This window comes from Amycolatopsis sp. NPDC101161, assembly GCF_044768185.1.
Taxonomy (GTDB): Bacteria; Actinomycetota; Actinomycetes; order Mycobacteriales; family Pseudonocardiaceae; genus Amycolatopsis.
In genome coordinates this window covers 1777731-1799879 of sequence record NZ_JBIWPI010000002.1, presented here as the reverse complement: position 1 = coordinate 1799879, position 22149 = coordinate 1777731, and the positions used below count along the sequence as shown (strand labels likewise).

The following is a 22149-nucleotide window of genomic DNA, read 5'->3' as shown; positions in this document are numbered from 1 at the left end:
CGGGTCAGGAAACCAGCATCGTGCTGACGCAGAAACCCTTGTCGTCGAAGTTCGTCGCGCTCAGCGTGCCCTTGACGTTCTTGCCCGCGGACGTCCCGGTCACCTGGCCCTCGACGAGGAACTGGTCGTCCGGCACGTCGCCGAGCGTCAGCTGCAGCGGCGGCTTGAGGAACGTCTTGAGCCACGAGTCGAGCAGGTCCTTCGAGTCCGAGCAGCCCAGCGCGAGCGCGCCCGCGTTGTCGCCCGCGTTCAGCTTGTCGATGAAGCCCTGCAGCACGACCTTGGCGTCCGCGCCACCGCCGGACGACGGCGCCTTGCTGGTCGTCGGGGCCTTCTTCGTGGTGGACTTCGGCGTCGAGGGCTTGGCCGACGTGCTCGACGACGGCGGGGCCGCGACGGTGTTGTCGTCCTTCGACAGGAAGAAGCCGGGCGCGACGAAGCCGGTGACGCCGAGGGCCGCCAGCACGACCACCACGGTGGCGCCGATGGCGATCCACATCCCGGTCTTGCTCTTCTTCGGCGGCGCCGGCGGCCCGCCGAAGCCCTGGCCGTAGCCGCCGGACTGCTCCCAGCCCGACATCTGGCCGCCCTGGTTCGGGTCCCAGGCCTGCTGGCCGTACTGCTGCGCGTTGGGGTCCGCCCACGCCGACTGCTGCTGCGCGTTCGGGTCGGCCCACCCTTGCTGCTGCTGGGCGTTGGGGTCACCCCACTGCGGCTGCGGGCTCTGCGGGAACCCGCCCGACGGGTAACCCTGCTGCTGCTGGTGGCTCGGGTCGAAGCCCTGCGGGTACTGCTGCGTCGGGTACGGCTGTTGCTGCTGGTTGGGGTCCCACCCACCCTGCTGCGGGTACGGCTGCTGGAAGCCACCGGACTGGGGCTGCTGGCCGTACGGGTCGGGCTGGCCGGGCTGGCCCGGCTGAGGCGGGTACGTCATCTTTCATGCCTTCCGGGCGCTGGGTGTTCGTGCGCTTCCGACGTCCGCAAGGCCTCTGCGGTTCCCCCAGGACGTGGTGAGCAGCATTCTGCAAGCTCGGACGGTACGGCATGAAACCGGCTCCCGGACCGTGATGACGCAAAACTGCGTTTCGGGGGTTCCGGGTGGCGGAGCCCCCGGCCCGGGGCGGAGCCCCGGTTGTCACAGTCGTCACGATCCGGGAGCCGGGATGCGGGTCAGCCGTTGGCGAGGGCCTGGAGCCGGTCGTAGGCACCGTTGAAGGTGTCCTGGTCGAGCGGGCTCGAGGTGTACTGCCAAACGGTGTAGAAGCCCCAGTTGTAGGGCAGCGTGCCGACCGACGACGCGTACCGCGCGACCCACAGCGGGGCCGTGCTGGAGAAGTCACCGCTCACGCAGCTGCTCCACCAGCTCGTCGACGTGTAGATCACCGGGTAGCGGCCGGTCAGGGAGTGGTAGGTGTCGTGGAAGTCGAGGATCCACGACGTCATCCCGGCTTTGCTCAGCCCGTAGCAGGTATCGCCGTACGGGTTGTACTCCATGTCCAGCGCGCCGGGCAGCGTCTTGCCGTCCTTCGACCAGCCGCCGCCGTGGGCGACGAAGTACCGGGCTTGCGCCGCGCCGCTCGCGGTGTTCGGCGTGGCGAAGTGGTAGGCGCCCCGGATGAAGCCCTGGTTGTAGGAGCCGTTGTACTGCTGCGCGAAGTACGGGTTGGTGTAGCTGGTGCTCTCCGTGGCTTTGGTCCAGACGAACCGCTTGCCCTGGTTCCACCAGCTCGCCCAGTCGACGTTGCCCTGGTAGCCGGCGACGTCCATGCCGGCCACCGTGGCCAGCACCTGGCCGGGGATGGCCTGGCCGGGTTGCGGCTGCTGCGCCGCCTTCTGCGTGTCCGGGGTCGACTTGTCGCCTTCGACGCGCCGGATCTGCGACCCCAGTTCGTGGTCGTGCTGCGCGATGTCCGCGTTGATCGCGGCCACCGGGTCGACTTCGGGGGAAAAGGTCGTCGCCTGGGCCGTGCTGCCGAGCAGGAGCAGCGTGGCCGGGACGACCAGGGCAGCGAACAGCCGCCCTCTTCGGGAAGTGGACATCGTTGAATCCCTTCACAGATACCCTCGCTGAGGACGGCTTACTGCAGGTAGCCGCCCGTGCACGATTGTTGAGGACGAGATGGCGTCTTGTCACTCAGTTCCGTGAAATTGGGTATACGTGTGGGTGATTTTCCCGGGAAGATGATCGTCAATCGGTGACCAGTTAACACCTATAATTCGTGAGCCGGCGGGTCAGCCCAGCGCGAGGGCGCGCAGCCGGTCCGCCGAGCCGTTGAACCAGTTCTGGTCGCCGGGGAGGCTGCCGCTGTCCGCGAACTGCCAGATCGTGTGGACGCTCCAGCCGGCCGGCAGCTCGCCGATGAACGTGTTGTAGCGGGCGATCCACAGCGGATTGGCGCCGAAGCCGCCGTTGTTCGCGGTGCACCGCTTCCACCAGCTCGTCGACGTGTAGATCGTCGGGTAGCGCCCGGTGGCCGCGCGGTAGGTCTCGGAGAAGTCGCTGATCCAGCGGACCATCCCGGCCGCGTCCTTGCCGTAGCAGGTTTCGCCGTACGGGTTGTACTCCGCGTCGAGCGCGCCGGGCAGCGTTTTCCCGTCGGCCGACCAGCCGCCGCCGTGGGCGAGGAAGTAGCGCGCCTGCGACGCGCCGTCGGAGATGTCCGGCCGGGCGAAGTGGTAGGCGCCGCGGATCAGGCCGGCGTCGTAGGAACCGTTGTACTGCTGGGCGAACTGCGGGTTGGTGAAGCCGGTGCCCTCGGTCGCCTTGACGTAGACGAACTTCGCGCCGGTGCGCGCCGCGCCGGGCCAGTCGACCGGGCCCTGGTGCCCGCTGACGTCGTGACCGAGCTGCTGGTCGTTGCCGTCGTAGAGCACGCCGGGCGCCGCGTCGACGCCTTCGACCTTGGCGATCTGCGAACCGGCGTAGTGGTCCTCGGCGCCGGCGTACATGTCATCGGCCGTCGCCGGCGCCTGCCCGGCGACGAGCAGAGCGGCGACGGCGAAGGGCAGCAGCGTACGTTTCACCCTCATGCTCCCCACCGGTCTCGTGAGACTTATCCAGCCTCACGATGCACCCGAGTCGCCGGATCGGCGACTCGGGTGGTCACTCGATGGGGTTAAACCCGCAGGTCAGCGCTGTTCGTCGGCCAGCGCCTTCAGCAGGTGCTCGGCCGGCACGACGGCGGTGATCAGGTCGTGCGGGTTGATCGCGACGGGGTGCCCGCCGAGCAGGCCGACGATGTCGCGGCCGAGCACCGCGCGCGCGTGCGGCCACTCGCGCGGCACCAGCGCCTTGCGCGTGTACGCGGGCACCATGACCCGGCCGTCGGTGTTGTGGAAGCCGATCACCGTGCGCTGCACCGGCGACATCGCGTAGACGAACAGCGTCGCGTCGAGCACGACCTTCGGCAGGTCCGACGCCGGCCGGTGCTCGGTGCGGACGAGCTGCAGCAGCTGCTCGAGGTCGGTCGTCGGGTCCGGGAAGCCGAGCGCCTTGGGCGAGGGCCGGTAGCGGTCGTTCGGGTGGAAGTCCGCGACGACGTCGCCGGCGCCGTTCACCGGGTACGCGCCGACGACCGCCCACGACGGCACCGGGCCGTTCGGGTCGAAGGCCTCGTCGATGACGTAGAGCCAGCTGTTCGGGTTGGCGCGGGCGTTCGCGCGCATCTCCGCGGTGATCTCGGGCGTGCCGTGCTTGCCGGAGCGCCGGGCCTGCTGCCCGCCGCGGCGCGCGGCGCGGTTGGGCTTGCTGTGCTTGCCGGGGCGATCGGCCCCGCTTCCGGTGGGCTGCTGCGAAACCATCCGATCTGCCTCGTCCCGCTGCGCCATCGTCATCCCCACGTTCTCGGGTGTGCCTGAAAAGTCTTGGTGCGCCACTCTACTGTTTGCCCATGGCCTCTTCGCGTTCGGTCGACCCCGGACAGTTACGTGCGGCGGTGCTGGCGATTTCCCCGTGGCTGCAGGGCGACGTCCCCGATCCCGCGCGGCCGGAGCTGGCCGCGGCGGTCCGGCTCAGCCTGCGCGCGCTCGCGGCCGACGCGCCGGGCCGCACGGTCGAAGTCCGCGTGCCACCCTTCGCGGCGGTGCAGTGCGTGGAGGGTCCGCGGCACACCCGCGGCACCCCGCCGAACGTGATCGAGACCGACCCGCGCACGTGGCTCGAGCTGGCCACCGGCCGGCTGGACTGGACCACCGCGGTGGCGGACGGCCGGGTGTCCGCGTCGGGCACCCGGGCCGACCTTTCCCACTGGCTGCCGGTCGTCCGGCTCTGACGGGCGTCGCTACGGCTTGCGGCCGACGCCGCCGGCGATCGTCCGCTGCGCCACGTTGAGCTCCTTGAGCCGCGGGCCGTCCGGCCACCAGTCGGCGCACAGCGTCACGCCGGGGTCGACGAGCTCGAGGCCGGGGAACAGTTCCTCGATCTCCTTCTGCGTCCGGAAGGTGCCGGAGCCCATCGGGCTGTGCACGAAGAAGTCCTCCATGCGGCGCGCGGTCGCGGAGTCCTCGTTCTCGGGGTCGAAGAAGTGGCTGAGCCCGACGAAGGAGCCGGACGGCAGCGCGTCGACGTACTCCTTCATGATCTCCTTCGGCCGGTCGGGATCGCCCTTGAAGTGGTGCAGCGTGCCCATCTGCAGCAGCACGAGCGGCTGCGTGAAGTCGATGTGCTCGCGGATGACCTCGTTCTCGAGGATGCGCTGCGGCTCGAAGATGTCTTCGGCGACGAAGTGCGTGTGCTCGTTCTCCTCGAGCAGCGCCCGGCCGTGCGCGAGGACCACGGGGTCGTTGTCGACGTAGACGACCGTGGCCTCGGGGTGGATCCGCTGCACGACCTGGTGGGTGTTCTCCGCCGTCGGCAGGCCGGAGCCGAGGTCGAGGTACTGGGTGATGCCGGTCTGGCTCGCGAGGAAGCGGCACACGCGGATGAGGAAGCCGCGGTTCTCGAACGCGAGGTCCTGCGCCTCGGGGGCGGCCTGCTGCACCTTGTGCAGGACCTCCCGGTCGATTTCGTAGTTGTCCTTCCCGAGCAGGAAGGCGTCGTACACGCGCGCGATGCTCGCTCGGGTCGGGTCGACCCCCACGGGAACTCGTTCGGTCCGGGTCGCGGCGTCGGGCATCTTGAACCTCGCAAGTTCTGTGTCGAAAGTCTCGTACTCTACGTAGAGTAGGACTACACACGCATGCGGTAAACCGGGTCACCTCTTTGCGCAGGACGGCCCAACGTGTACTTTCGGTAGTCGGGCTAGAACCCCCTGGTGACGTGAGCGCGGAAGGTCCGGGAATGAACGCGGTGAACGCGTCCGCAGGTGAACAGAACATCGGCCCCACGGCGCGCCGCATGATCCTGGGCTCGCAGCTCCGGCGACTCCGCGAAGAGGCCGGCATCACCCGTCAGCAGGCCGGTTACAACATCCGGGGCTCCGAGTCCAAGATCAGCCGCCTCGAACTGGGCCGCGTCGGCTTCAAGGAACGCGACGTCACCGACCTGCTCACGATGTACGGCGTCGAGGACGCGACCGAGCGCCAGACGTTCCTCGACATGGTCAAGCAGTCGAACGAGCCCGGCTGGTGGCGCCGCTTCGGCGACACGATGCCGAACTGGTTCACCGACCTCGTCGGCCTCGAAGAAGCCGCGGCGCGAATCCAGATCTGGGAGCCGCTGTACGTGTCGGGCCTGCTCCAGATCGAGCCGTACGCTCGAGCGATCTTCAGCCACGGCCGCCCGGAGATGGCCGACGAGCGCGTCGACCAGCTGGTCGCGCTGCGGATGCGGCGCCAGAAGATGTTCAGCAGGCCGGACGCGCCCCGCGTGTGGATGGTGCTCGACGAGTCGGTGCTGCACCGCCCGATCGGCGGGATGAAGGTGCTCAAGCAGCAGATCGAATACCTGCTGGAGATGAGCGCGCTGCCGCACGTGTCCGTGCAGGTCCTGCCGTATTCGCGAAGCGGGCTGTCGGCCGAGCACGCGTTTTCGCTGCTGCGGTTCGGCGAACCGGAACTGCCGAACATCGCGTACGTCGAGTACCTGACCGGCGCGCACTACATCGAAAAGCGCGAAGAGATCGAGAAGTACAGCCGGGCGCTCGACATGCTGGCGGTCGACGCGGAGACGCCGGAGCGGAGCCGCGCTCTGCTCGCGAAGCGGCGTGCGGAGATCTGAGTCCCGGAACCGGTCCCGGTGAACCACCCCGCGAGTGCGGACGTGTCCCCACTGAGCGGTAACCCCCAGTAGCAGCTCAGCCATTCGAGGTGCCACCTATCACCCGATAGGTTAACCGTGGCCTGGTGATTCTTTACCGTCCGAGAACTTTGCAAGAAATTCTGCACGTGCATTTACCGCTGCAGGCACACGTGCTAGCCTCCGATACGCGGGCAAATGCACATGCAGATGCAACGCCCTGGAAGCTTTTCCACATCGAGAGGTGGGACCATGGCTGAGCGATTCGAGAACGGCATCCCGGCCGACCGGCTGTCCGGTGCCGAGTGGCGCAAGGCGAGCTACAGCGGGGCCGTCGGCAACTGCGTCGAGGTCGCGCCGCTGACCAGCGGTGAGATCGCGATGCGCAACTCGCGCTTCCCGACCGGCCCGGCGCTCGTCTACACGCGCGCCGAGATGGCGGCCTTCCTGGCCGGGGCCAAGGACGGTGAGTTCGACGATGTCCTCGGCTGAGGCCGTCGCCCCCGTCTTCGACATCGAGACCGGTCTGCAGGAGCTGGTGGCCCGTGGCTACCAGTTCGTCCACCCCGCCGACGAGAGCGGAGAGGTTCTCGCCGTCGTCGGCGTGCGGGTGCACGATGACGTGGTGGACGTGGTCCGGCTCAACGCCGAAGACGACGTCGTGGCGACCCGGATGCCCGGCACCGAAGAGAACATCTTCGAGCCGGAGCGCTGGTTGTGGCGCCGCCGCGGGGAAGGCGCGCAGGTGCTCTCGGAGATGCTCTCCCTCCCGGACGCCTGCTAGGGATGAAGACTTCAGGCCCTGTCCGAAGTGGTCAGAACCACGTCGGGCGGGGCCTGACTCATGTCCGCACCGTCTACACTGAAATCGGCCTGACCACGTCTTCCTGGGAGCACCTTCGGTGGTTTCCGACCCGCAGCTCGTGTCCGACCAGCCCGAACCGGAACCCCGCGAGGAGTGTGGCGTCTTCGGCGTCTGGGCTCCCGGGGAAGAAGTCGCGAAGCTGACCTACTACGGCCTCTACGCCCTGCAGCACCGGGGCCAGGAGGCCGCCGGCATCTCCGTCTCCGACGGCTCGCAGATCGTGGTCTTCAAGGACCTCGGCCTGGTCAGCCAGGTGTTCGACGAGCAGATCCTGCAGTCGCTGCAGGGCCACATCGCCGTCGGGCACTGCCGGTACTCGACCACCGGCGCGACCATCTGGGAGAACGCCCAGCCGATCTTCCGCACCACCGAGACCGGCAGTGGCCTTTCCTTCGCGCACAACGGCAACCTCGTCAACACGGCGGAGCTGCGCGAACGCACCATCGAGGCCGGGCTCAAGCCGCACGCGGGCCTGACCGGCTCGTCCAGCGACTCCGACCTGATCTGCGGGCTGCTCGCCGCGAACGCCGCCGACAAGGGCATCGAAGCCGCCGCGATGGACCTGCTGCCCACCCTGAAGGGCGCCTTCTGCCTGGTGTTCTCCGACGAGAACACGCTCTACGCGGCGCGCGACCCGCACGGGGTACACCCGTTGGTGCTCGGCCGGCTCGAGCGCGGCTGGGTCGTCTCCAGCGAGACGGCGGGCCTCGACATCGTCGGCGCGTCCTTCGTCCGCGAGGTCGAGCCCGGCGAGCTCATCGCGATCGACGCCGCGGGCCTGCGCTCCTCGCGGTTCGCGAACCCGGACCCCAAGGGCTGCGTCTTCGAGTACGTCTACCTCGCCCGCCCCGACACCACGATCGCCGGCCGCGGCGTGCACGCCACCCGCGTCGAGATCGGCCGCCGGCTGGCCACCGAGCAGCCGGTCGAAGCCGACCTCGTGATGCCGGTGCCGGAGTCCGGGACACCGGCCGCCATCGGCTACGCGCAGGGCTCGGGCATCCCCTACGGCACCGGCCTGGTGAAGAACGCCTACGTCGGGCGCACGTTCATCCAGCCGTCGCAGACCATCCGCCAGCTCGGCATCCGGCTCAAGCTGAACCCGCTGCGGGACGTCATCCGCGGCAAGCGCCTGGTCGTCGTGGACGACTCGATCGTCCGCGGCAACACCCAGCGCGCGCTCGTCCGGATGCTGCGCGAGGCCGGCGCGCTCGAGGTGCACGTCCGGATCGCGTCACCGCCCGTGCGCTGGCCGTGCTTCTACGGCATCGACTTCGCGTCGCGAGCCGAGCTCGTCGCGAACGGCGTCGACCTCGACGGCATCCGGCGCTCGATCGGAGCCGACTCCCTGGGCTACATTTCCCTGGACGGCCTGGTCGCGGCGGCGGAACAGCCGAAGTCGCGGCTGTGCACGGCGTGCTTCTCCGGCGAGTACCCGATCCCGCTGCCGGAGGACGCGCTGATCGGGAAGCACCTGCTCGAAAGCCTCGACTCGGTCAATGGCGCGGCGACCCCGGTCAGCCCCGCCGGGTACGGTGCCGAAGACGCCGTCCGGCGTCCCTAGCAGTTCCTTCCAGAGGGAGTCCTTCCACCGTGAGCGAGTCCACGAGCGCCACGTACGCCGCCGCCGGGGTCAGCATCGACGCCGGTGACCAAGCCGTCGAGCTGCTCAAGCCGCACGCCGCGCGGGCCACGCGCCCCGAGGTCCTGGGTGGCGTCGGCGGCTTCGCCGGGCTCTTCTCCCTGAAGCTCGACAAGTGGAAGGAGCCGGTGCTCGCGTCGTCGACCGACGGCGTCGGCACCAAGATCGCGATCGCGCAGGCGCTGGACAAGCACGACACGGTCGGCATCGACCTGGTCGCCATGGTGGTCGACGACCTGGTCGTGACCGGCGCCGAACCGCTGTTCCTGCAGGACTACATCGCCGTCGGCAAGGTGCACCCGGAGAAGATCGCCGCGCTGGTCGGCGGCATCGCCGAGGGCTGCGTCCAGGCCGGCTGCGCGCTGCTGGGCGGCGAGACCGCCGAGCACCCGGGCCTGATGGGCGAGCACGACTACGACATGTCGGCCACCGGCGTCGGTGTCGTCGAGGCGTCCCAGCTGCTCTCGCCGGAGAAGGTCCGCCCGGGGGACGTCGTGCTCGCGCTCGGCTCGTCCGGCCTGCACTCGAACGGCTACTCGCTGGCCCGGCACGTGCTGCTGGACATCGCGCGGATGCCGCTCGACGGCCACGTCGAGGAGTTCGGCCGCACCCTCGGCGAGGAGATGCTGGAGCCGACGCGGATCTACGCGAAGGACTGCCTGGCGCTCGCGGCCGAAACCGAGGTCCGGACGTTCGCGCACATCACCGGCGGTGGCCTGGAGGCCAACCTGGCCCGCGTCATGCCGCGCGGCCTGGTCGCCCGGCTCGAGCGCGGCACGTGGACGCCGGCGCCGGTGTTCGCGCTGATCGGCCAGCGCGGCAAGGTCGAGCGGGCCGAGCTGGAGAAGACGTTCAACATGGGCGTCGGCATGGTCGCGATCGTCGGCGCCGAGGACGTCGACCGCGCGCTGGCCATGCTGACCGCGCGGCACGTCCCCGCCTGGATCCTGGGTGACGTCCAGCCCGCCGGCGACGTCGACGGCCCGCGCGCGGTGCTTTCGGGCGACCACCCGCGCTTCTAGAAACGTGGTTGATCGCGGCTGTCACACTGGTTGACGTGGCAGCCGAGGACGTGGTGATCGGCTCCCGGTTCACGATCCCGGGAGTCGAGTTGAGCGAGCGCTTTTCGCGCTCGTCCGGGCCCGGCGGCCAGGGCGTCAACACCACGGACTCGCGCGTCGAGCTGTCGTTCGACGTCGCCGCCTCGCCGTCGATCCCGGAGCACCTGCGCGACCGGGTCCTGTCCGCGCTCGAACCCCGCCTGGTCGACGGCGTCCTGACGATCGCGGCCAGCGAACACCGCTCGCAGCTGCAGAACCGCGAGGCGGCGCGCGGCCGGCTCGCGAACCTCCTGCTCGACGCGTCGGCGCCGCCGCCGGCCAAGCGGCGCCCCACGAAACCGTCCCGCGGTTCGAAGGAGCGCCGCCTGGCGTCGAAGAAGCGCCGGAGCGACGTGAAGCGTGGCCGCTCCGGCCGGTTCGACGACTAGGCCAGCGAGAGGTGCACGCACTCGCCCGCCGGCCGGTAGCCGACGCGGGCGTAGACGTTCCCGATCCCCAGGTCACCGGGGGTGAGGAATGCCGTGTGCGCGCCGGCCTCGTGGACTTCGCGGGTCAGCCGCGCGGTGAGCGCCGCGGCGATCCCGCGCCCGCGGTACGGCTCGAGCACGGCGATCCCGGCGACCTCGGTGGTGCCGTCGACGATTTCGAGCGCGAGCCCGCCGCCGACGACCACGCCGTCGGCTTCCGCGAGGAGGTGCCGTCCGCTGGTCTTCAGCTGCTCGACCTCTTCGTCGCCGATCTCCGCGGGTTGGCCGAAGGCCGTGTTCTGCACCGCCCGCATGCGCCGGAAGTCCTCGCTGGATTCCGGCGCGCGCAGCCGGATCCCCGCCGGAGCCGGCTTGTCGACCCGCTCGACCGGCGTGCAGGTCATCAGCGGCACCCGGCGTTCCAGCTCGTACCCCGCGTCGACCAGCAGTTTCTCCAGGTCGGGGGCGACGTCGGTGAAGTACTCCAGCCGCGGGAGCAGGTCCCGCCGCCGGTACGCCCCGGTCAGGGCGCCGATCTCGGCCGGCGTCGGCCGCGCGCCGTCGTCCGGGATCGCGTAGTTGAGCATCGGGTGCGGGGTGCCCGGCGAGTAGGTGGCCAGGAAGGGGCCGACCCGCTCGGTGTCCCGGCCGCGTGGTGCCGTCTTGCGGACATACGCCTGAATGGCGGACATGTGAGCCTTTCGAAGAGCACGTCGAGGAACCGCGGCCCTCCGAACGGGCTCGCGGGCGGATCGCTGGGCGTCGGGCCTAGCGGGGGCCGACGCCGGTGGCGGCGCCAGGCATAGGCGGTCATTCCTCGACTCGAAGGGAACAGTCCTCAGGGCCATCGTGGCACGGCCGGCAACCGGATTACTGGCGTTCCGGGTGCGCGACGGCCGCGTAGCGCTTGTCCCAGACCGAACGCGGGACGCGAAGCCGGAGCGTCGGCGCCTCGCAGATCGTCCGGCGCTGCGCCGGGATCGCCACCGGCACCGGCGGCGGGACGTCGAGCGAGCGCCAGCCGCGCCGGCTCAGCGCGGCGCCGAGCGTCGCGCCCGCGGTGTTGAGCAGGACGTCGTCGGCGGAGGTGACCCGGCCGCAGTGGATGAGATATTGCGTACCTTCCACCAGCACCGACACGAGCAACGCGGCCAGCGCCACCCGCGAGAGCGTGCGCAGCCGGCGCATCCGCAGGGGCAGCAGCGCGCCGAGCGGACAGAGCAGCAGGACGTTGCCGATCACCTGCCAGAGTGAACCGTCGTCGGCGAAAGCGGCGGTGATGTCGGAGCCCGGAACGAGATCGAGAGTGCTGTCGGAAGAGTCGCCGACCGGCATGATGACCAGGCAAAACACGAGAAAGGCCAGGAGTGCGGCGGCGCAGTCGACGCCGGCCGTCGCGATCGCGAAGCGGGCCGGGAGTCTCCGCCGCCGCCGGGCCGCGAGCAGTGGCCAGCCCAGCATCGCGTACGGCAGCGCGATCGCCGAGATCGGAATCATCCCCCAGAAGGCGCGAAGCAGCGCTTCCATGCGCGTCCTCTCTTGGAACCCCTCCACTCGACTTCACCTTCGCACCGCAAGATCAACTCGGCAGTCCGAGGGCGCCGCACTATTCGGTGATCTTTCCGGTGGCGGCGTTTCTCTGTCCGTGGTTCGGTCAGGAGGCGCACTGTCCACAGTGGAGACTGTGGACAACCCTGTGGATGGATTCGGGGAGTTTGTGAGGAAGCCTTACTTCACAACGCAAATCCGCGGGCCGGGCCTGTGTACTACTCGGCGAGCGTGCGGGCCTGTTCGAGCAGGGCCTGCAGGTGCAGGCCGCGCCGGACGTCGCACGGGTGCGTGGTCGTGCCACTCGCGATCATCGCGGCGAAGTCGTCCAGCAGCGCGGTGTAGGACTCCTGCGCCGAGCCCGGTTTGCGCCCGAGCGTCCGGTAGCCGTGCTCGCCCCAGACGGCTACCTCGACGACGGTCGGCTGCACCGGCAGCCGCAGCGAGAGCGTCGCGGTGCTGATCACGCCGGCTTCGTGGGCGAGCATCAGGTGCCAGAGGTCGCCGGGGCTCCGCCGCGCGGCGACGACCTCGGTGATCGGGCCGAGCGCGGCGTCCAGCATGTCGAGCGCGTGCGGGCCGATGTCGAACAGCGCGCCGCCGTCATCCTGGCGCCACTCCGAAGCGGCGTACTGGCCGCCGAGCAAGGCGCCGGACAGCCACCGGGCGCCCCCGCCCGCCCAGCCGCCCGCCTGGGCGAGGCCGGCGAGCCAGTCCTGGGTCTGCGTCGAGTACCGCAGGGTCAGCACGACGAGCGCGGCGACGTCGGCGGCCGCGACGGCATCGGCCAGCCGCTGCGCCCCGGCGAGATCGGCGGCGATCGGCTTCTCGAGGATCAGGTGCTTCCCGGCCTCGGCCGCGCGCACGGCCAGCTCGGCCTGGATCGACGGCGGAACGGCGAACGCGACCGCGTCCACCTGCTCGAACAGCTCCTCGACGCTCTCGGCGGCCGCCGCGCAGTGCGTCTCCGCAAGCGCTTGCGCGGCCTCGGGCCGCCGGGCCCAGACTGCGGTCAGCGCCGTGCCGGGGTGATCCGCCAGGCCGGGCGCGTGGATCGTCGTCGCCCACGGGCCGGCGCCGATCAGGCCGACGCGCAGCTGTCCGTCCGCGATGAGCTGTCCCACGGCCCGCAGTCTAGGTGTGTCCCTCGTCGCGCCGGAACCGCATCCATGGCTCGTTATGGTTCTTGCATGATCGCCGCACGCTTCGCCCGTTTGTCCGCCGTCTGCGCCCTCCTGCTGGGCGCCGCCTTCGCGGGCGCCGCGCCCGCCTCGGCGACGGGCACCGCGGGGTCCTGCCCCGAGGGCGGCGGCGTGACGGTGGTCGTCGACTTCGGCGACCTGGGCCCGCAGCCGCTCGTCCGCTGCGCGCCCGGCACGCCCGCGAACGGCATCGCCGCCCTGCAGGAGGCCGGGATCGACGTCGCCGGCTCGCAGAAGTACGGCCTGGCCGTGGCCTGCCGGATCGACGGCAAGCCGGGGCCCGACGTCGAGTCGTGCGCGGGGATGCCGTCGGCGACGGCGTACTGGAGCTACTGGCACGCGTCGGCGGGTGGGACGTGGGAGTCGAGCCAGGAAGGCGCGCAGACGTCCAAGCCGGCCGCTGGTGGCTTCGAGGGCTGGGCGTTCGCGCGGCCGAAGTCGGCCAACGACCTGCCGACGCCCCCCAAGGTGGCGCCCGTGCGGCAGGCCGCGACGGCCGCCCCGGATGTTTCCCAGGCTGGTGACATCACCTTCCCCTGGGGTTTCGTGATCGGCGGTGTCGTGATCCTGCTGCTCGCCGGCGCGGGTGTGTTCGTCGCGTCGCGCCGGCGTCGCCGTGGTCAGTAGGGCGCTGCACCCCGGCGCCTGGTGGGTGTGGGCGCTCGCGCTGGCCGTCGCCGCCAGCCGGACGACGAACCCGCTGCTGCTCGGCCTGATCATCGCGGTCGCGGGGTTCGTCGTCGCGAACCGGCGCAGTGACGCGCCCTGGGCGCTGGCGTTCCGGCTCTACGCCTACGTCGGCGCGCTGATCGTCGCGTCGCGGGTGCTGTTCCGGATCCTGGTCGGCGGCGAAGACGGCGGGCACGTCCTGCTGGCGCTCCCGCGGATCCCCCTGACGGCCGGGTTGTCCCTGCTCGGGCCGACGTCGGCGGAGGCGCTGCTCGGCGGGTTCTACGACGGCTTGCGGCTGGCCACGATGGTGGTCTGCGTCGGCGCGGCGAACGCGTTGGCGAACCCGAAACGCCTGCTCAAGGCGGTCCCCGGGGCCCTGTACGAGGTGGGCACGGCGGTCACGGTGGCCCTGACGGTCGCGCCGCAGCTCGTCGAGAGCGTCCAGCGCGTGCGGCGGGCGCGGCGGCTGCGGGCGGGCCGGACTCGCGGGCTGCGGGCGGTCAAGGGCATCGTGGTGCCGGTGCTGGAGGACGCGATGGACCGGGCGCTGCGGCTGGCGGCCGCGATGGACTCCCGGGGCTACGGGCGGCGGGCGTACCTGAGTCCCGGGGTGCGGGTGCTGATCGCCGCCTGCGTGCTGTCCGGGCTGGTCGGCGTGTGCGTCGGCGTCTACGGCGTGCTTGATGGGACGTCGTCGTGGCCCGGCGTGCCGTTGCTGGTCGTGGGGCTGGCGGTGGCTGTCGTCGGGTTCGTCGTCGGCGGCCGGCGCGTGCGGCGGACGGCGTACCGGCCGGACCCGTGGCGGTGGCCGGAGACGCTGGTCGTGCTCGCCGGCGTCGGGTCGTGCGTGCTGCTGTTCGTGTCCGCGCGGGTCGACCCGGCGAACCTGTTCCCGTCGTTGAGCCCGTTGCGGTGGCCGGAGGTTTCCCTGGTGCACGTGGTTTCCCTGCTCGTCGCGGTGCTGCCGGCGTGGGTCGCGCCGCCTCCCCCGGAGGTCGTCCGGTGATCGAGTTTTCGCGGGTTACGGTGACCTACCCGGACGCGGCGCGACCGGTGCTTTCGGACGTCTCGCTGCAGGTCGAGGAGGGTGAGCTGTGCCTGGTCGCGGGCCCGACCGGGGCCGGCAAGTCGACGTTCCTCGGCGCGATCAACGGGCTCGTCCCGCACTTCACCGGCGGCCGGTTGGCCGGTCGCGTGCTGGTCGGCGGGCTGGACACGGCTTCGCACCCGCCGCGTGAGCTGGCTTCGGTCGTCGGGGTGGTCGGGCAGGACCCGCTCGCCGGGTTCGTCACGGACACCGTCGAGGAGGAACTGGCGTACGCGATGGAGCAGCTCGCGGTGGCGCCCGACGTCATGCGCAAGCGCGTCGAGGAAACCCTCGACCTGCTGGGGATCGCGGACCTGCGGAACCGTCCACTTCGGACTTTGTCGGGCGGGCAGCAGCAGCGCGTCGCGATCGGCTCGGTGCTGACGGCGCACCCGTCGGTCGTGGTGCTGGACGAGCCGACGTCGGCCCTGGACCCGACGGCGGCCGAGGACGTGCTGGCGGCGATCACGCGGCTGGTGCACGACCTCGGGACGACGGTGGTCGTCGCGGAGCACCGGATGGAGCGGGTGGCGCAGTACGCGGACCGGCTGCTGTACCTGCCGGGCGACGGTTCGGTCCGGTCGGGACCGCCCGCGGAGATCTTGGCGACGTCCTCGATCGCCCCGCCGATCGCCGAGCTGGGGCGGCTCGCGGGCTGGTCACCGCTGCCTTTGTCGGTCCGGGACGCCCGGCGGGTCGCGGGGCCGCTGCGGTCGCGGCTTCAGAAATTGTCGGTGGTGGGTCGTACTCTCTCGGTGACCGGTCAAGCACTGGATGTGAGAGAGGTGGTGGTCCGCTACGGGGATGTCCTCGCGGTGCGTGGGGTGGACCTGCGCGTCGGGCAGGGGGAAGTAGTCGCGCTGATGGGACGCAACGGCTCCGGCAAGTCGTCGCTTCTCTGGGCGGTGCAGGGCAGCGGGCCGAGGTCGGCGGGGAAGGTCGACGTCGGCGGAGCGGACCCGGCATCGCTCAAGCCACGAGCGGCCCGTCAGCGCGTGGGGCTGGTCCCGCAGTCCCCGGCCGACCTGCTGTACCTCGATTCGGTCGACGCCGAGTGCGCACAGGCCGACACGGAGTCCGAGGTACCGGCGGGAACGGCCCGGGCCCTGCTGGACCGGCTCGCCCCCGGGATAGCCGGTGAAGCGCACCCCGGCGATCTCTCCGAAGGGCAGCGACTGGCGCTGGTGCTGGCGGTCCAGCTGGCGGCGGCCCCGCCGGTCGTGCTCTTGGACGAGCCCACGCGCGGTCTGGACTACCACGCGAAAAGGCGCTTCGCGTCGACCCTGCGAGAGCTGGCCTCGCAGGGTCACGCGGTAGTGCTGGCCACGCACGACGTCGAGTTCGTGGCCACGGTGGCGAGCCGCGTGGTGGTGCTGGCCGAGGGAGAGGTGGTAGCGGACGGCCCGACAAAGGAAGTGATCGTCGCCTCGCCGGCGTTCGCCCCGCAGGTGGCGAAGATCTTGGCGCCGGAGAAGTGGTTGACGGTGGACGAAGTCGCGGAAGCGCTGGCATGAGAACGGAGGAGGCGGAGGGGCGGGCGGCTGATCCTCGGCTCGGCGCGGAGTTGGCCGGCAGCGCCGTCCGGCGCGGAGTTGCGTCGTCGGAGGTTGCGCCATGACTGACTTCCTCGGCCCGCGGACCCGCGCCGTCCGCGTCACCCTCCAGCCAGCGCTGGTTCTCGGGGTCGCGACCGTCCTCGGGCTGGCCATGTTCTGCTGGCCCCTCTTCGCCCACCCGGCACCGACCGCGGCCGCGCACAGCACCGACGCCCCGTTCGTCTTCATGGCGACCCTGCCGGTGCTGATCCTGGTCGTCCTCGCAGAACTGTCCCGCGGTGGCATCGATGCCAAAGCGCTCGCCCTGCTCGGTGTGCTCTCGGCCGTCAATGCCGGGCTACGACCCCTCGGCGCGGGCACCGGGGGGATCGAGCTGGTCTTCTTCCTGCTCGTCCTCGCCGGGCGCGTGTTCGGCCCCGGCTTCGGGTTCGTGCTCGGCTCGACCTCGCTGTTCACCAGCGCGCTGCTCACCGCCGGCGTCGGGCCGTGGCTGCCGTTCCAGATGCTCGCGTCTTCGCTCATCGGGCTCGGCGCCGGCCTGCTGCCACGCAAACCGCGTGGCAAAGCCGAGATCGCCATGCTCGTCGCGTACGGCGTCTTCGCGGCCTACTTCTTCGGGCTGCTGATGAGCCTGTGGTCGTGGCCGTTCCTCGCCGGCACCACCACCCAGCTCGGGTTCGTGCCCGGCGCACCGCTACCGGACAACCTGCACCGGTTCGCCGCGTTCACGATCCTCACCTCGACGCTCGGCTGGGACACCGGCCGGGCGATCACGAACGCCGTCGCGATCGTGGTGCTCGGACCGGCCGTCCTCGCCGTACTGCGGCGCGCCGCCCGGCGGGCCGCCTTCGATGCGCCCGTGGAGTTCGGTCAGCCGTAGGAGTAGAAGCCGCGGCCGGTCTTCTTGCCCAGCAGGCCCGCGTCCACCATGCGCAGCAGCAGCGGCGGCGACGAGTACAGCGGCTCCTTGAACTCCGCGTACATCGAGTCCGCGATGGCCTTGATCGTGTCCAGTCCGATCAGGTCGGACAGACGCAGCGGGCCCATCGGGTGCGCCGTGCCCAGCTCCATGCCGCGGTCGATGTCCTCCGCCGACGCGAAACCCGACTCGATCATGCGGATCGCCGAGAGCAAGTACGGCACCAGCAGCGAGTTCACGATGAAGCCGGCGCGGTCCTGGGAGCGGATGACCGTCTTGCCCAGCGCCGTCGTCGCGTGCTCTTCCGCGCGGCGGGCCGTCTCCTCGCTGGTCAGCAGCGAGGGCACCAGCTCCACCAGCGGCAGCACCGGCACCGGGTTGAAGAAGTGGATGCCGACCACCTGCTGCGGACGGCTCGTCGCCATGCCCAGCTTCATGATCGGAATGGACGAGGTGTTGGACGCGAACAGCGCGTCCTCCGCCTCGACGATCTTGTCCAGCTGGCGGAAGACGTCGACCTTTGCCTGCTCCTGCTCGAGGATCGCCTCGATGACCAGGTCGCGGTCGGCGAACTCGGCGATGTCCGTCGTGAAGCGGAGCCTGCCCAGCGCCGCGTCGGCGTCCTCCGGGGAGAGCTTGCCGCTCTTGACGCCGCGCTGCAGCGACTTCTCGATGCGGGCCTTGCCCGCGTCGAGCGCCGGCTGGTTCACCTCGGTGACCACGACGTCCAACCCGGACCGGGCGTGCACCTCGGCGATGCCGGACCCCATGAGGCCCGCCCCGACGACTCCAACCCGACTTACCACCGGCTCACTCCTTCGTCCGCCTCGCGAACCCGCACGTTCATGGGCAGCATGCAGCGCGCGAGGGCGGTCGCCGGATGTGTTCCGGCTACGCCCTCGCGCGGTTACGCGTGCTCAACGACGGTACTCGTCGTACCCGTCGTCGTACGGGTCTTGATCATCGCTGTCGGACTCCTCGTGGTGGACACTGGAGGAGTTACTCGACAGCTCGCGCTGCAAAGCATCGAAGTCGGTCTCGTGCGAGCTGTACTTGAGCTCGCGCGCCACCTTCGTCTGCTTGGCCTTAGCCCGGCCGCGCCCCATGGCTCGACCCCCTCGCACAGGGGCGGGGCGGCCGGGGGAATCGGCGGCCCCGCATCGTCTCGACAATTCTTTCCTGCTCACACCGTACCGTGTCCGGGGGGTTGGATGCGACGTGGCACGGTGTGCCGGTGGTGACAGTGTCGGCCGGACACCGGTTACCGGCCGGTCGGTGACGATCGGCGCAGGTAGGCGTGCCACGATCTACTCGTGCTCCGTCCCTTCGCGGCCTACTTGCGGGTGTACGAACCCCTGCTCGCCCTGGGCGAGCCGCCGGACGAACGGCTGCGTGCGGCCGTCGCGGCGGCCAAGCTGCGGCGGACGGACGCGGGGGCGCGCGAGCAGGCCATGTGGCTCAAGTCACAGGTCGCCGCGCCGCGGCGGCTGCTGCCCGCCGAGCTCGCCGACGGGCGTCCCGCACCGAGCCTGCTGACCGACGTCCTGGTGCTCGCGCCCGAGGACGTGCCGGACGGCCGGGCCGGGCAGGGACCGTTCGTCTGCCCGCTGGAACTGCGGGCCCGCTCGGCCGCGGCACTGGTCACGTTCATCGGGGACGCGCACCCCGCGCTGAAGAACGTCGTCCTCGACGAAGGCGGCTTCACGCAGGAGACGATCCGCGCGCGGACGAAGTCGGCGATGGCGGACCTGAGCACGTCGGCGGCGCACACGCTGTCGACGACGTGGACCGTCCCGCTGCCGTGGTTCGTGCTGGTCGACCCGGACGAGCGCCGGCTGGTGCTCGGCAGCGGCCGCGACGACCCGAAGCGCGAACTGTCCTGGCGGACGACCCTCGCTGACGCGCAGCACCGGGCGCGCGAGGCGGGCGAGCTGTTGGAGCAGACGTTCGGCGACTCCGGACCCGGGCGCGTGCTGTTCGAGACGCGGCGGTGGCTGGACAACTTCCACGCGGACTCGGTGGTCGAGCTCGACTACGGCGGCCTGGTGCAGCTGTTCGCCGACCCGATCCTGGAGTCGGACAACACCGCGGACGAGGTCCACGACATCCTGGACGCGCTGCGCTCGGGCAACGTCGAGGAGCTGGCCGAGCTGTTCTCCGACCTGCGCGAGTTCTGGGGCGACCTCGCGGCGAAGGAACGCTCGAACTAGCGGCCCGAAACCGTCGGTGCCCACCGGTAGCGTGGAAAACGGGGGCTGCTCAGCGCAGCTCGGGCACCCGGACCTCGCCGACCGGGCGCCCACCGCCGAGCACCGAGCCGCGGGCCAGCTCGTCGAGCCCCGAGACGTCCGCACCCAAGTACCGCAGGGCCTCGACCGCCAAGGGCGCGCACGCCCGCTTGTTGCCGTCGTCGATCTTCATCGCCACCGCGAACCCGTCCGGGAGCGCGAACGCGTGGACGCCCTCCGCGCCGCCCTTGGCCATCAGACCGTCCACGGCGGACATCAGGTCGGTGTCCTCGCGGCCCGTTCCCGCCACCAGCCACGGGTGCGCGCGCATGGCCGAGGCGACCTCGAAAGCGGGACCCGAGGTCGCGGACGCCACCCGGCCGAACGCGCGGGCCAGCCCCGTCAAGGAGAACGCGAAGAGCGGCGCGCCGCAGCCGTCGACGCCCGTGTGGGCGATCGGCTCGCCCGTCAGCTCCGCGACGACCGCGGCGAGCGCCTGCTGCAGCGGGTGGTCCGGGGACTCGTACCCCGAGGTCGGCCAGCCGGCGCGGACGCAGGTCGTCAGCATCGCCGTGTGCTTGCCCGAGCAGTTCATCATCACGCGCCGCGGCTCGGCGGCGTCGCGCATGCTCGGGACGTGCAGCGGGAAGTCCGGCGGGCACGCCAGGTCGTCTTCGCTCAGCCCGGCCGCGCCGAGCAGTTCGAGCACCCGCTTCACGTGCCCCGGCTCGCCGGAGTGCGACGCGCAGGCCAGCGCCAGCTCTTCGCCGGTGAAGTCCAGTCCGGACCGCAGCATGCCGACCGCCTGCAGCGGCTTGTTCGACGAACGCGGGAAGACCGGCGACGTCACGTCACCGAGGGCCAGGCGCGCGTCGCCTTCGGGGCCGGTGATCACGAGAGCGCCGCGGTGGACGCTTTCCACGAAACCGGATCGGACGACTTCGGCGAGGACGGGGTTCGTCACTCGCCGTGCCCGCCTTCGCTTTCCAGCAGCTCGTCCACAGTGGCCGAACCCTGCTGGTAGCGCTTCGCGATCTCCGCGTTGAGCGCGTCCATCACGCCTTGGACCTCGCGGCGGAAGGACGAGACCGACAGCTCTTCGCTGGCGTAGGTGTCCAAAGCGGAGGCGAGCTTCTCGTCCGTCAGGGACTCGACGTCGGTCAGGTCGGTGTCGCCGATCAGCGCCTCGGCGTGCCGCCGGTGCTCGCCGGCGCGGGACGGCTCCAGCTGCTGGTGCCGCCCTGAGCCCGCGGCCGGCCCCAGCGCGTTGTCGGCGAGGATCGTGGCCAGCTGGTCGACGATGCTCGACTCGCCGCCGGAGCTGCGCCGGGCCTGCTCGGCGCGGACGATGTCGATCCGGGCGTGCAGGAGCCGGCGCAGGTAGGACAGGTCCGTCTCTTCCTGCGCGGCTTCGTCGCGCCGCTCGCGCAGCACCTTCAGCGGCAGTTCACCCAGGCCGCTGAGGTACCCCGGGCCGAGCACGCGGTCGATCCGCCGCCTGCCGCCGGGCCGCACTTCGATCACAGCGCAGTTTATCCCGGTTGAACGTGATCTCGCTGTCAGGGGCTTTGGTTCAACCACGAAGTTGGGCCGCCGCCGTGCGGCCGGGCGCGGGCTGCTCCGACGGGACGGAATCGGGGTCGATCGCCGCCTGGACGAGGTTGTCCTCCGAGCCGGTCAGCAGCTCGGCGTTCACCGGAGTAGACCGCTTGACCAGCGCCAACGCGATCGGGCCGAGCTCGTGGTGCTGGATCACCGTGCCGATCCGGCCGACGGTCCGGCCGTCGAGCAGCACCGGGTCGCCGGTCTCCGGCGTGACCTCGGGCGAACCGTCGAGGTGCAGCAGGAGGAGGTTGCGCGGCGGGCGTCCCACGTTGTGGACCTTCGACACGGTCTCCTGGCCGCGGTAGCAGCCCTTCGCGACGTGCGCGGCCGAGCCGACCCAGCCCACCTCGTGCGGGATCGTGCGCTCGTCGGTGTCGACGCCCAGCCGCGGCCGCAGCGACTCGACGCGCAGGGCGTCGAACACCCAGCTGCCCGCCGCCCGCGCGCCCGCGTCGGTGAGCCGCTTCCACCAGTCCACCAGCGAGGCGCGCGGCACCGCCAAGTCGACGCTCCACCGGCCTGGCCACGGCATCCGCCGCGCGAAGCCGCCACCCGGCAGCGCCGCGACCGCGTACGGTTCCGGGCCGACCTCGGCGCCGACCGCGCTCAGCACGCGCTCGGCGTCCGGGCCGAGCACGGTGAGCAGCGCGAGCTCGTCCGTCGCGTCGCGGATGTCCACCTTGGACCAGAACTTCATCGCCTCGAGGTACTCGCGCAGCGTCTGGGGGCCGCCCTTGGGCAGCGCGCTGGTGACGCTCGTGCCGGGGTCGGTGTCGAGGTAGACGGTGCCGTCGAGGTGCGCCACGACCATGTGCGTCTCGACGCGGCCCTGGCTGTCCAGCACCAGCGCCTCGGTGCCCGAGCCTTCGGCCAGCTCGGTCACGTGCTGCGAGATGACCAGGTGCAGCCACGACAACCGTTCTTCGCCGGTGACGGCGAGGAATTCGCGGTGCGAGCGGTCGATCACGACCACGCCGCGTGACGCGGTGCGCTGCTCCGCGAAGGGGTCTCCCCAGTGCCAGGGCACTCCGGCCTCGGGGTGCACAGTGTCTGACTCGGGCGAAGGGATCGATCCGGGCACGTCCAGCAGCGGCGAGCGGTACGGCATACCGCCCAGCCTAG

Annotated in this window: 25 protein-coding genes; 12 read left to right on the top strand and 13 right to left on the bottom strand. The window is 71.0% G+C overall.

What is annotated here, in order from left to right; translation table 11 throughout:
- Positions 1 to 4 precede the first annotated feature (4 nt).
- From ACIRSS_RS19935 to ACIRSS_RS19920, 4 genes are all read right to left on the bottom strand, one after another.
- Positions 5 to 934, bottom strand: coding sequence for a hypothetical protein (locus ACIRSS_RS19935; RefSeq protein ID WP_400896762.1), 930 nt, complete (start codon positions 932 to 934; stop codon positions 5 to 7).
- A gap of 236 nt (positions 935 to 1170) precedes the next feature.
- The gene (locus ACIRSS_RS19930; RefSeq protein ID WP_400896760.1) at positions 1171 to 2040 is read right to left on the bottom strand and encodes a lysozyme; all 870 of its coding nucleotides are present in this window, start codon (positions 2038 to 2040) and stop codon (positions 1171 to 1173) included.
- 192 nt (positions 2041 to 2232) lie between these two features.
- The gene (locus ACIRSS_RS19925; RefSeq protein WP_400896758.1) at positions 2233 to 3030 is read right to left on the bottom strand and encodes a lysozyme; all 798 of its coding nucleotides are present in this window, start codon (positions 3028 to 3030) and stop codon (positions 2233 to 2235) included.
- A gap of 99 nt (positions 3031 to 3129) precedes the next feature.
- Positions 3130 to 3834 carry a type VII secretion system-associated protein gene (locus tag ACIRSS_RS19920; protein ID WP_400896756.1) on the bottom strand — a complete coding sequence of 235 codons (705 nt, stop codon included), beginning with the start codon at positions 3832 to 3834 and terminating at the stop codon, positions 3130 to 3132.
- Between the two features lie 56 nt (positions 3835 to 3890).
- Between ACIRSS_RS19920 and ACIRSS_RS19915 the strand changes: the two genes are divergently transcribed.
- Entirely contained in the window at positions 3891 to 4271 is a 381-nt protein-coding gene (locus tag ACIRSS_RS19915) for a sterol carrier family protein (RefSeq protein ID WP_400896754.1), read from the top strand.
- 9 nt (positions 4272 to 4280) lie between these two features.
- On the opposite strand, the gene ACIRSS_RS19910 is transcribed toward ACIRSS_RS19915, so the two are convergent.
- The gene (locus ACIRSS_RS19910; protein ID WP_400896752.1) at positions 4281 to 5078 is read right to left on the bottom strand and encodes an SAM-dependent methyltransferase; all 798 of its coding nucleotides are present in this window, start codon (positions 5076 to 5078) and stop codon (positions 4281 to 4283) included.
- Between the two features lie 200 nt (positions 5079 to 5278).
- Here ACIRSS_RS19910 and ACIRSS_RS19905 point away from each other — a divergent pair, with 200 nt between their 5' ends.
- The 6 genes from ACIRSS_RS19905 to arfB all read left to right on the top strand — a co-directional run bounded on the left by ACIRSS_RS19905 (position 5279) and on the right by arfB (position 10171).
- Positions 5279 to 6157 (top strand): helix-turn-helix domain-containing protein, encoded by an 879-nt coding sequence (locus ACIRSS_RS19905; protein WP_372667236.1) that lies wholly within the window; start codon positions 5279 to 5281, stop codon positions 6155 to 6157.
- A 270-nt stretch (positions 6158 to 6427) separates the two neighbouring features.
- Positions 6428 to 6667: a DUF397 domain-containing protein gene (locus tag ACIRSS_RS19900; protein WP_400896750.1), complete on the top strand. Its 240-nt coding sequence runs from the start codon at positions 6428 to 6430 to the stop codon at positions 6665 to 6667.
- Positions 6654 to 6959, top strand: a complete 306-nt coding sequence (locus tag ACIRSS_RS19895; RefSeq protein ID WP_400896748.1) for a hypothetical protein — start codon at positions 6654 to 6656, stop codon at positions 6957 to 6959. Before ACIRSS_RS19900 ends, ACIRSS_RS19895 begins: the two co-directional genes overlap by 14 nt.
- Positions 6960 to 7077: 118 nt before the next feature.
- Positions 7078 to 8604 (top strand): amidophosphoribosyltransferase, encoded by a 1527-nt coding sequence (purF, locus tag ACIRSS_RS19890; protein WP_400896746.1) that lies wholly within the window; start codon positions 7078 to 7080, stop codon positions 8602 to 8604.
- Between the two features lie 29 nt (positions 8605 to 8633).
- On the top strand, positions 8634 to 9704 hold the full coding sequence (gene purM / locus ACIRSS_RS19885) for a phosphoribosylformylglycinamidine cyclo-ligase (RefSeq protein ID WP_400896744.1): 1071 nt from the start codon (positions 8634 to 8636) through the stop codon (positions 9702 to 9704).
- A gap of 50 nt (positions 9705 to 9754) precedes the next feature.
- Positions 9755 to 10171 carry an alternative ribosome rescue aminoacyl-tRNA hydrolase ArfB gene (gene arfB, locus ACIRSS_RS19880; RefSeq protein ID WP_400897572.1) on the top strand — a complete coding sequence of 139 codons (417 nt, stop codon included), beginning with the start codon at positions 9755 to 9757 and terminating at the stop codon, positions 10169 to 10171.
- Here arfB and ACIRSS_RS19875 read toward each other — a convergent pair.
- The 3 genes from ACIRSS_RS19875 to ACIRSS_RS19865 all read right to left on the bottom strand — a co-directional run bounded on the left by ACIRSS_RS19875 (position 10168) and on the right by ACIRSS_RS19865 (position 12882).
- Positions 10168 to 10902 carry a GNAT family N-acetyltransferase gene (locus tag ACIRSS_RS19875; RefSeq protein ID WP_400896742.1) on the bottom strand — a complete coding sequence of 245 codons (735 nt, stop codon included), beginning with the start codon at positions 10900 to 10902 and terminating at the stop codon, positions 10168 to 10170. The two genes, arfB and ACIRSS_RS19875, sit on opposite strands and share 4 nt — an antisense overlap.
- 178 nt (positions 10903 to 11080) lie before the next feature.
- On the bottom strand, positions 11081 to 11737 hold the full coding sequence (locus ACIRSS_RS19870; protein ID WP_400896740.1) for a VanZ family protein: 657 nt from the start codon (positions 11735 to 11737) through the stop codon (positions 11081 to 11083).
- Positions 11738 to 11976: 239 nt separating this feature from the next.
- Positions 11977 to 12882, bottom strand: a complete 906-nt coding sequence (locus ACIRSS_RS19865; RefSeq protein ID WP_400896738.1) for a Gfo/Idh/MocA family protein — start codon at positions 12880 to 12882, stop codon at positions 11977 to 11979.
- Positions 12883 to 12948: 66 nt separating this feature from the next.
- On the opposite strand from ACIRSS_RS19865, the gene ACIRSS_RS19860 reads away from it, so the two are divergent.
- The 4 genes from ACIRSS_RS19860 to ACIRSS_RS19845 all read left to right on the top strand — a co-directional run bounded on the left by ACIRSS_RS19860 (position 12949) and on the right by ACIRSS_RS19845 (position 17155).
- Positions 12949 to 13587 carry a hypothetical protein gene (locus ACIRSS_RS19860; protein WP_400896736.1) on the top strand — a complete coding sequence of 213 codons (639 nt, stop codon included), beginning with the start codon at positions 12949 to 12951 and terminating at the stop codon, positions 13585 to 13587.
- Positions 13577 to 14638 (top strand): CbiQ family ECF transporter T component, encoded by a 1062-nt coding sequence (locus ACIRSS_RS19855; RefSeq protein WP_400896734.1) that lies wholly within the window; start codon positions 13577 to 13579, stop codon positions 14636 to 14638. Before ACIRSS_RS19860 ends, ACIRSS_RS19855 begins: the two co-directional genes overlap by 11 nt.
- Positions 14635 to 16233: an ABC transporter ATP-binding protein gene (locus ACIRSS_RS19850; RefSeq protein ID WP_400896732.1), complete on the top strand. Its 1599-nt coding sequence runs from the start codon at positions 14635 to 14637 to the stop codon at positions 16231 to 16233. Before ACIRSS_RS19855 ends, ACIRSS_RS19850 begins: the two co-directional genes overlap by 4 nt.
- A 100-nt stretch (positions 16234 to 16333) precedes the next feature.
- Positions 16334 to 17155: an ECF transporter S component gene (locus tag ACIRSS_RS19845; RefSeq protein WP_400896730.1), complete on the top strand. Its 822-nt coding sequence runs from the start codon at positions 16334 to 16336 to the stop codon at positions 17153 to 17155.
- On the opposite strand, the gene ACIRSS_RS19840 is transcribed toward ACIRSS_RS19845, so the two are convergent.
- Together ACIRSS_RS19840 and ACIRSS_RS19835 are read right to left on the bottom strand one after the other, a co-directional pair.
- Positions 17146 to 18000 carry a 3-hydroxybutyryl-CoA dehydrogenase gene (locus ACIRSS_RS19840; RefSeq protein WP_400896728.1) on the bottom strand — a complete coding sequence of 285 codons (855 nt, stop codon included), beginning with the start codon at positions 17998 to 18000 and terminating at the stop codon, positions 17146 to 17148. The genes ACIRSS_RS19845 and ACIRSS_RS19840 overlap by 10 nt on opposite strands.
- A 111-nt stretch (positions 18001 to 18111) precedes the next feature.
- Complete coding sequence (locus ACIRSS_RS19835; RefSeq protein ID WP_329053976.1) at positions 18112 to 18300, bottom strand: DUF3073 domain-containing protein; 189 nt, start codon at positions 18298 to 18300, stop codon at positions 18112 to 18114.
- Positions 18301 to 18507: 207 nt separating this feature from the next.
- Here ACIRSS_RS19835 and ACIRSS_RS19830 point away from each other — a divergent pair, with 207 nt between their 5' ends.
- Positions 18508 to 19404, top strand: a complete 897-nt coding sequence (locus ACIRSS_RS19830) for a hypothetical protein (protein ID WP_400896726.1) — start codon at positions 18508 to 18510, stop codon at positions 19402 to 19404.
- Between the two features lie 49 nt (positions 19405 to 19453).
- On the opposite strand, the gene ACIRSS_RS19825 is transcribed toward ACIRSS_RS19830, so the two are convergent.
- The 3 genes from ACIRSS_RS19825 to ACIRSS_RS19815 are packed head-to-tail and all read right to left on the bottom strand — an operon-like array spanning position 19454 to position 22135.
- Positions 19454 to 20386: an asparaginase gene (locus tag ACIRSS_RS19825; protein WP_400896724.1), complete on the bottom strand. Its 933-nt coding sequence runs from the start codon at positions 20384 to 20386 to the stop codon at positions 19454 to 19456.
- Positions 20383 to 20946 (bottom strand): aerial mycelium formation protein, encoded by a 564-nt coding sequence (locus ACIRSS_RS19820; protein WP_364447699.1) that lies wholly within the window; start codon positions 20944 to 20946, stop codon positions 20383 to 20385. The genes ACIRSS_RS19825 and ACIRSS_RS19820 overlap by 4 nt, the downstream gene beginning before the upstream one ends.
- Positions 20947 to 20995: 49 nt before the next feature.
- The gene (locus ACIRSS_RS19815) at positions 20996 to 22135 is read right to left on the bottom strand and encodes a YgfZ/GcvT domain-containing protein (protein WP_400896722.1); all 1140 of its coding nucleotides are present in this window, start codon (positions 22133 to 22135) and stop codon (positions 20996 to 20998) included.
- Between the last annotated feature and the right edge of the window lie 14 nt (positions 22136 to 22149).

Coding starts and splice junctions, on each gene's coding strand:
- ACIRSS_RS19935 (WP_400896762.1), bottom strand. CDS start 934: ATGACGTACCCGCCTCAGCCGGGCCAGCCCGGCCAGCCCGACCCGTAC.
- ACIRSS_RS19930 (WP_400896760.1), bottom strand. CDS start 2,040: ATGTCCACTTCCCGAAGAGGGCGGCTGTTCGCTGCCCTGGTCGTCCCG.
- ACIRSS_RS19925 (WP_400896758.1), bottom strand. CDS start 3,030: ATGAGGGTGAAACGTACGCTGCTGCCCTTCGCCGTCGCCGCTCTGCTC.
- ACIRSS_RS19920 (WP_400896756.1), bottom strand. CDS start 3,834: ATGACGATGGCGCAGCGGGACGAGGCAGATCGGATGGTTTCGCAGCAG.
- ACIRSS_RS19915 (WP_400896754.1), top strand. CDS start 3,891: ATGGCCTCTTCGCGTTCGGTCGACCCCGGACAGTTACGTGCGGCGGTG.
- ACIRSS_RS19905 (WP_372667236.1), top strand. CDS start 5,279: ATGAACGCGGTGAACGCGTCCGCAGGTGAACAGAACATCGGCCCCACG.
- ACIRSS_RS19900 (WP_400896750.1), top strand. CDS start 6,428: ATGGCTGAGCGATTCGAGAACGGCATCCCGGCCGACCGGCTGTCCGGT.
- ACIRSS_RS19895 (WP_400896748.1), top strand. CDS start 6,654: ATGTCCTCGGCTGAGGCCGTCGCCCCCGTCTTCGACATCGAGACCGGT.
- ACIRSS_RS19875 (WP_400896742.1), bottom strand. CDS start 10,902: ATGTCCGCCATTCAGGCGTATGTCCGCAAGACGGCACCACGCGGCCGG.
- ACIRSS_RS19870 (WP_400896740.1), bottom strand. CDS start 11,737: ATGGAAGCGCTGCTTCGCGCCTTCTGGGGGATGATTCCGATCTCGGCG.
- ACIRSS_RS19860 (WP_400896736.1), top strand. CDS start 12,949: ATGATCGCCGCACGCTTCGCCCGTTTGTCCGCCGTCTGCGCCCTCCTG.
- ACIRSS_RS19845 (WP_400896730.1), top strand. CDS start 16,334: ATGACTGACTTCCTCGGCCCGCGGACCCGCGCCGTCCGCGTCACCCTC.
- ACIRSS_RS19835 (WP_329053976.1), bottom strand. CDS start 18,300: ATGGGGCGCGGCCGGGCTAAGGCCAAGCAGACGAAGGTGGCGCGCGAG.
- ACIRSS_RS19815 (WP_400896722.1), bottom strand. CDS start 22,135: ATGCCGTACCGCTCGCCGCTGCTGGACGTGCCCGGATCGATCCCTTCG.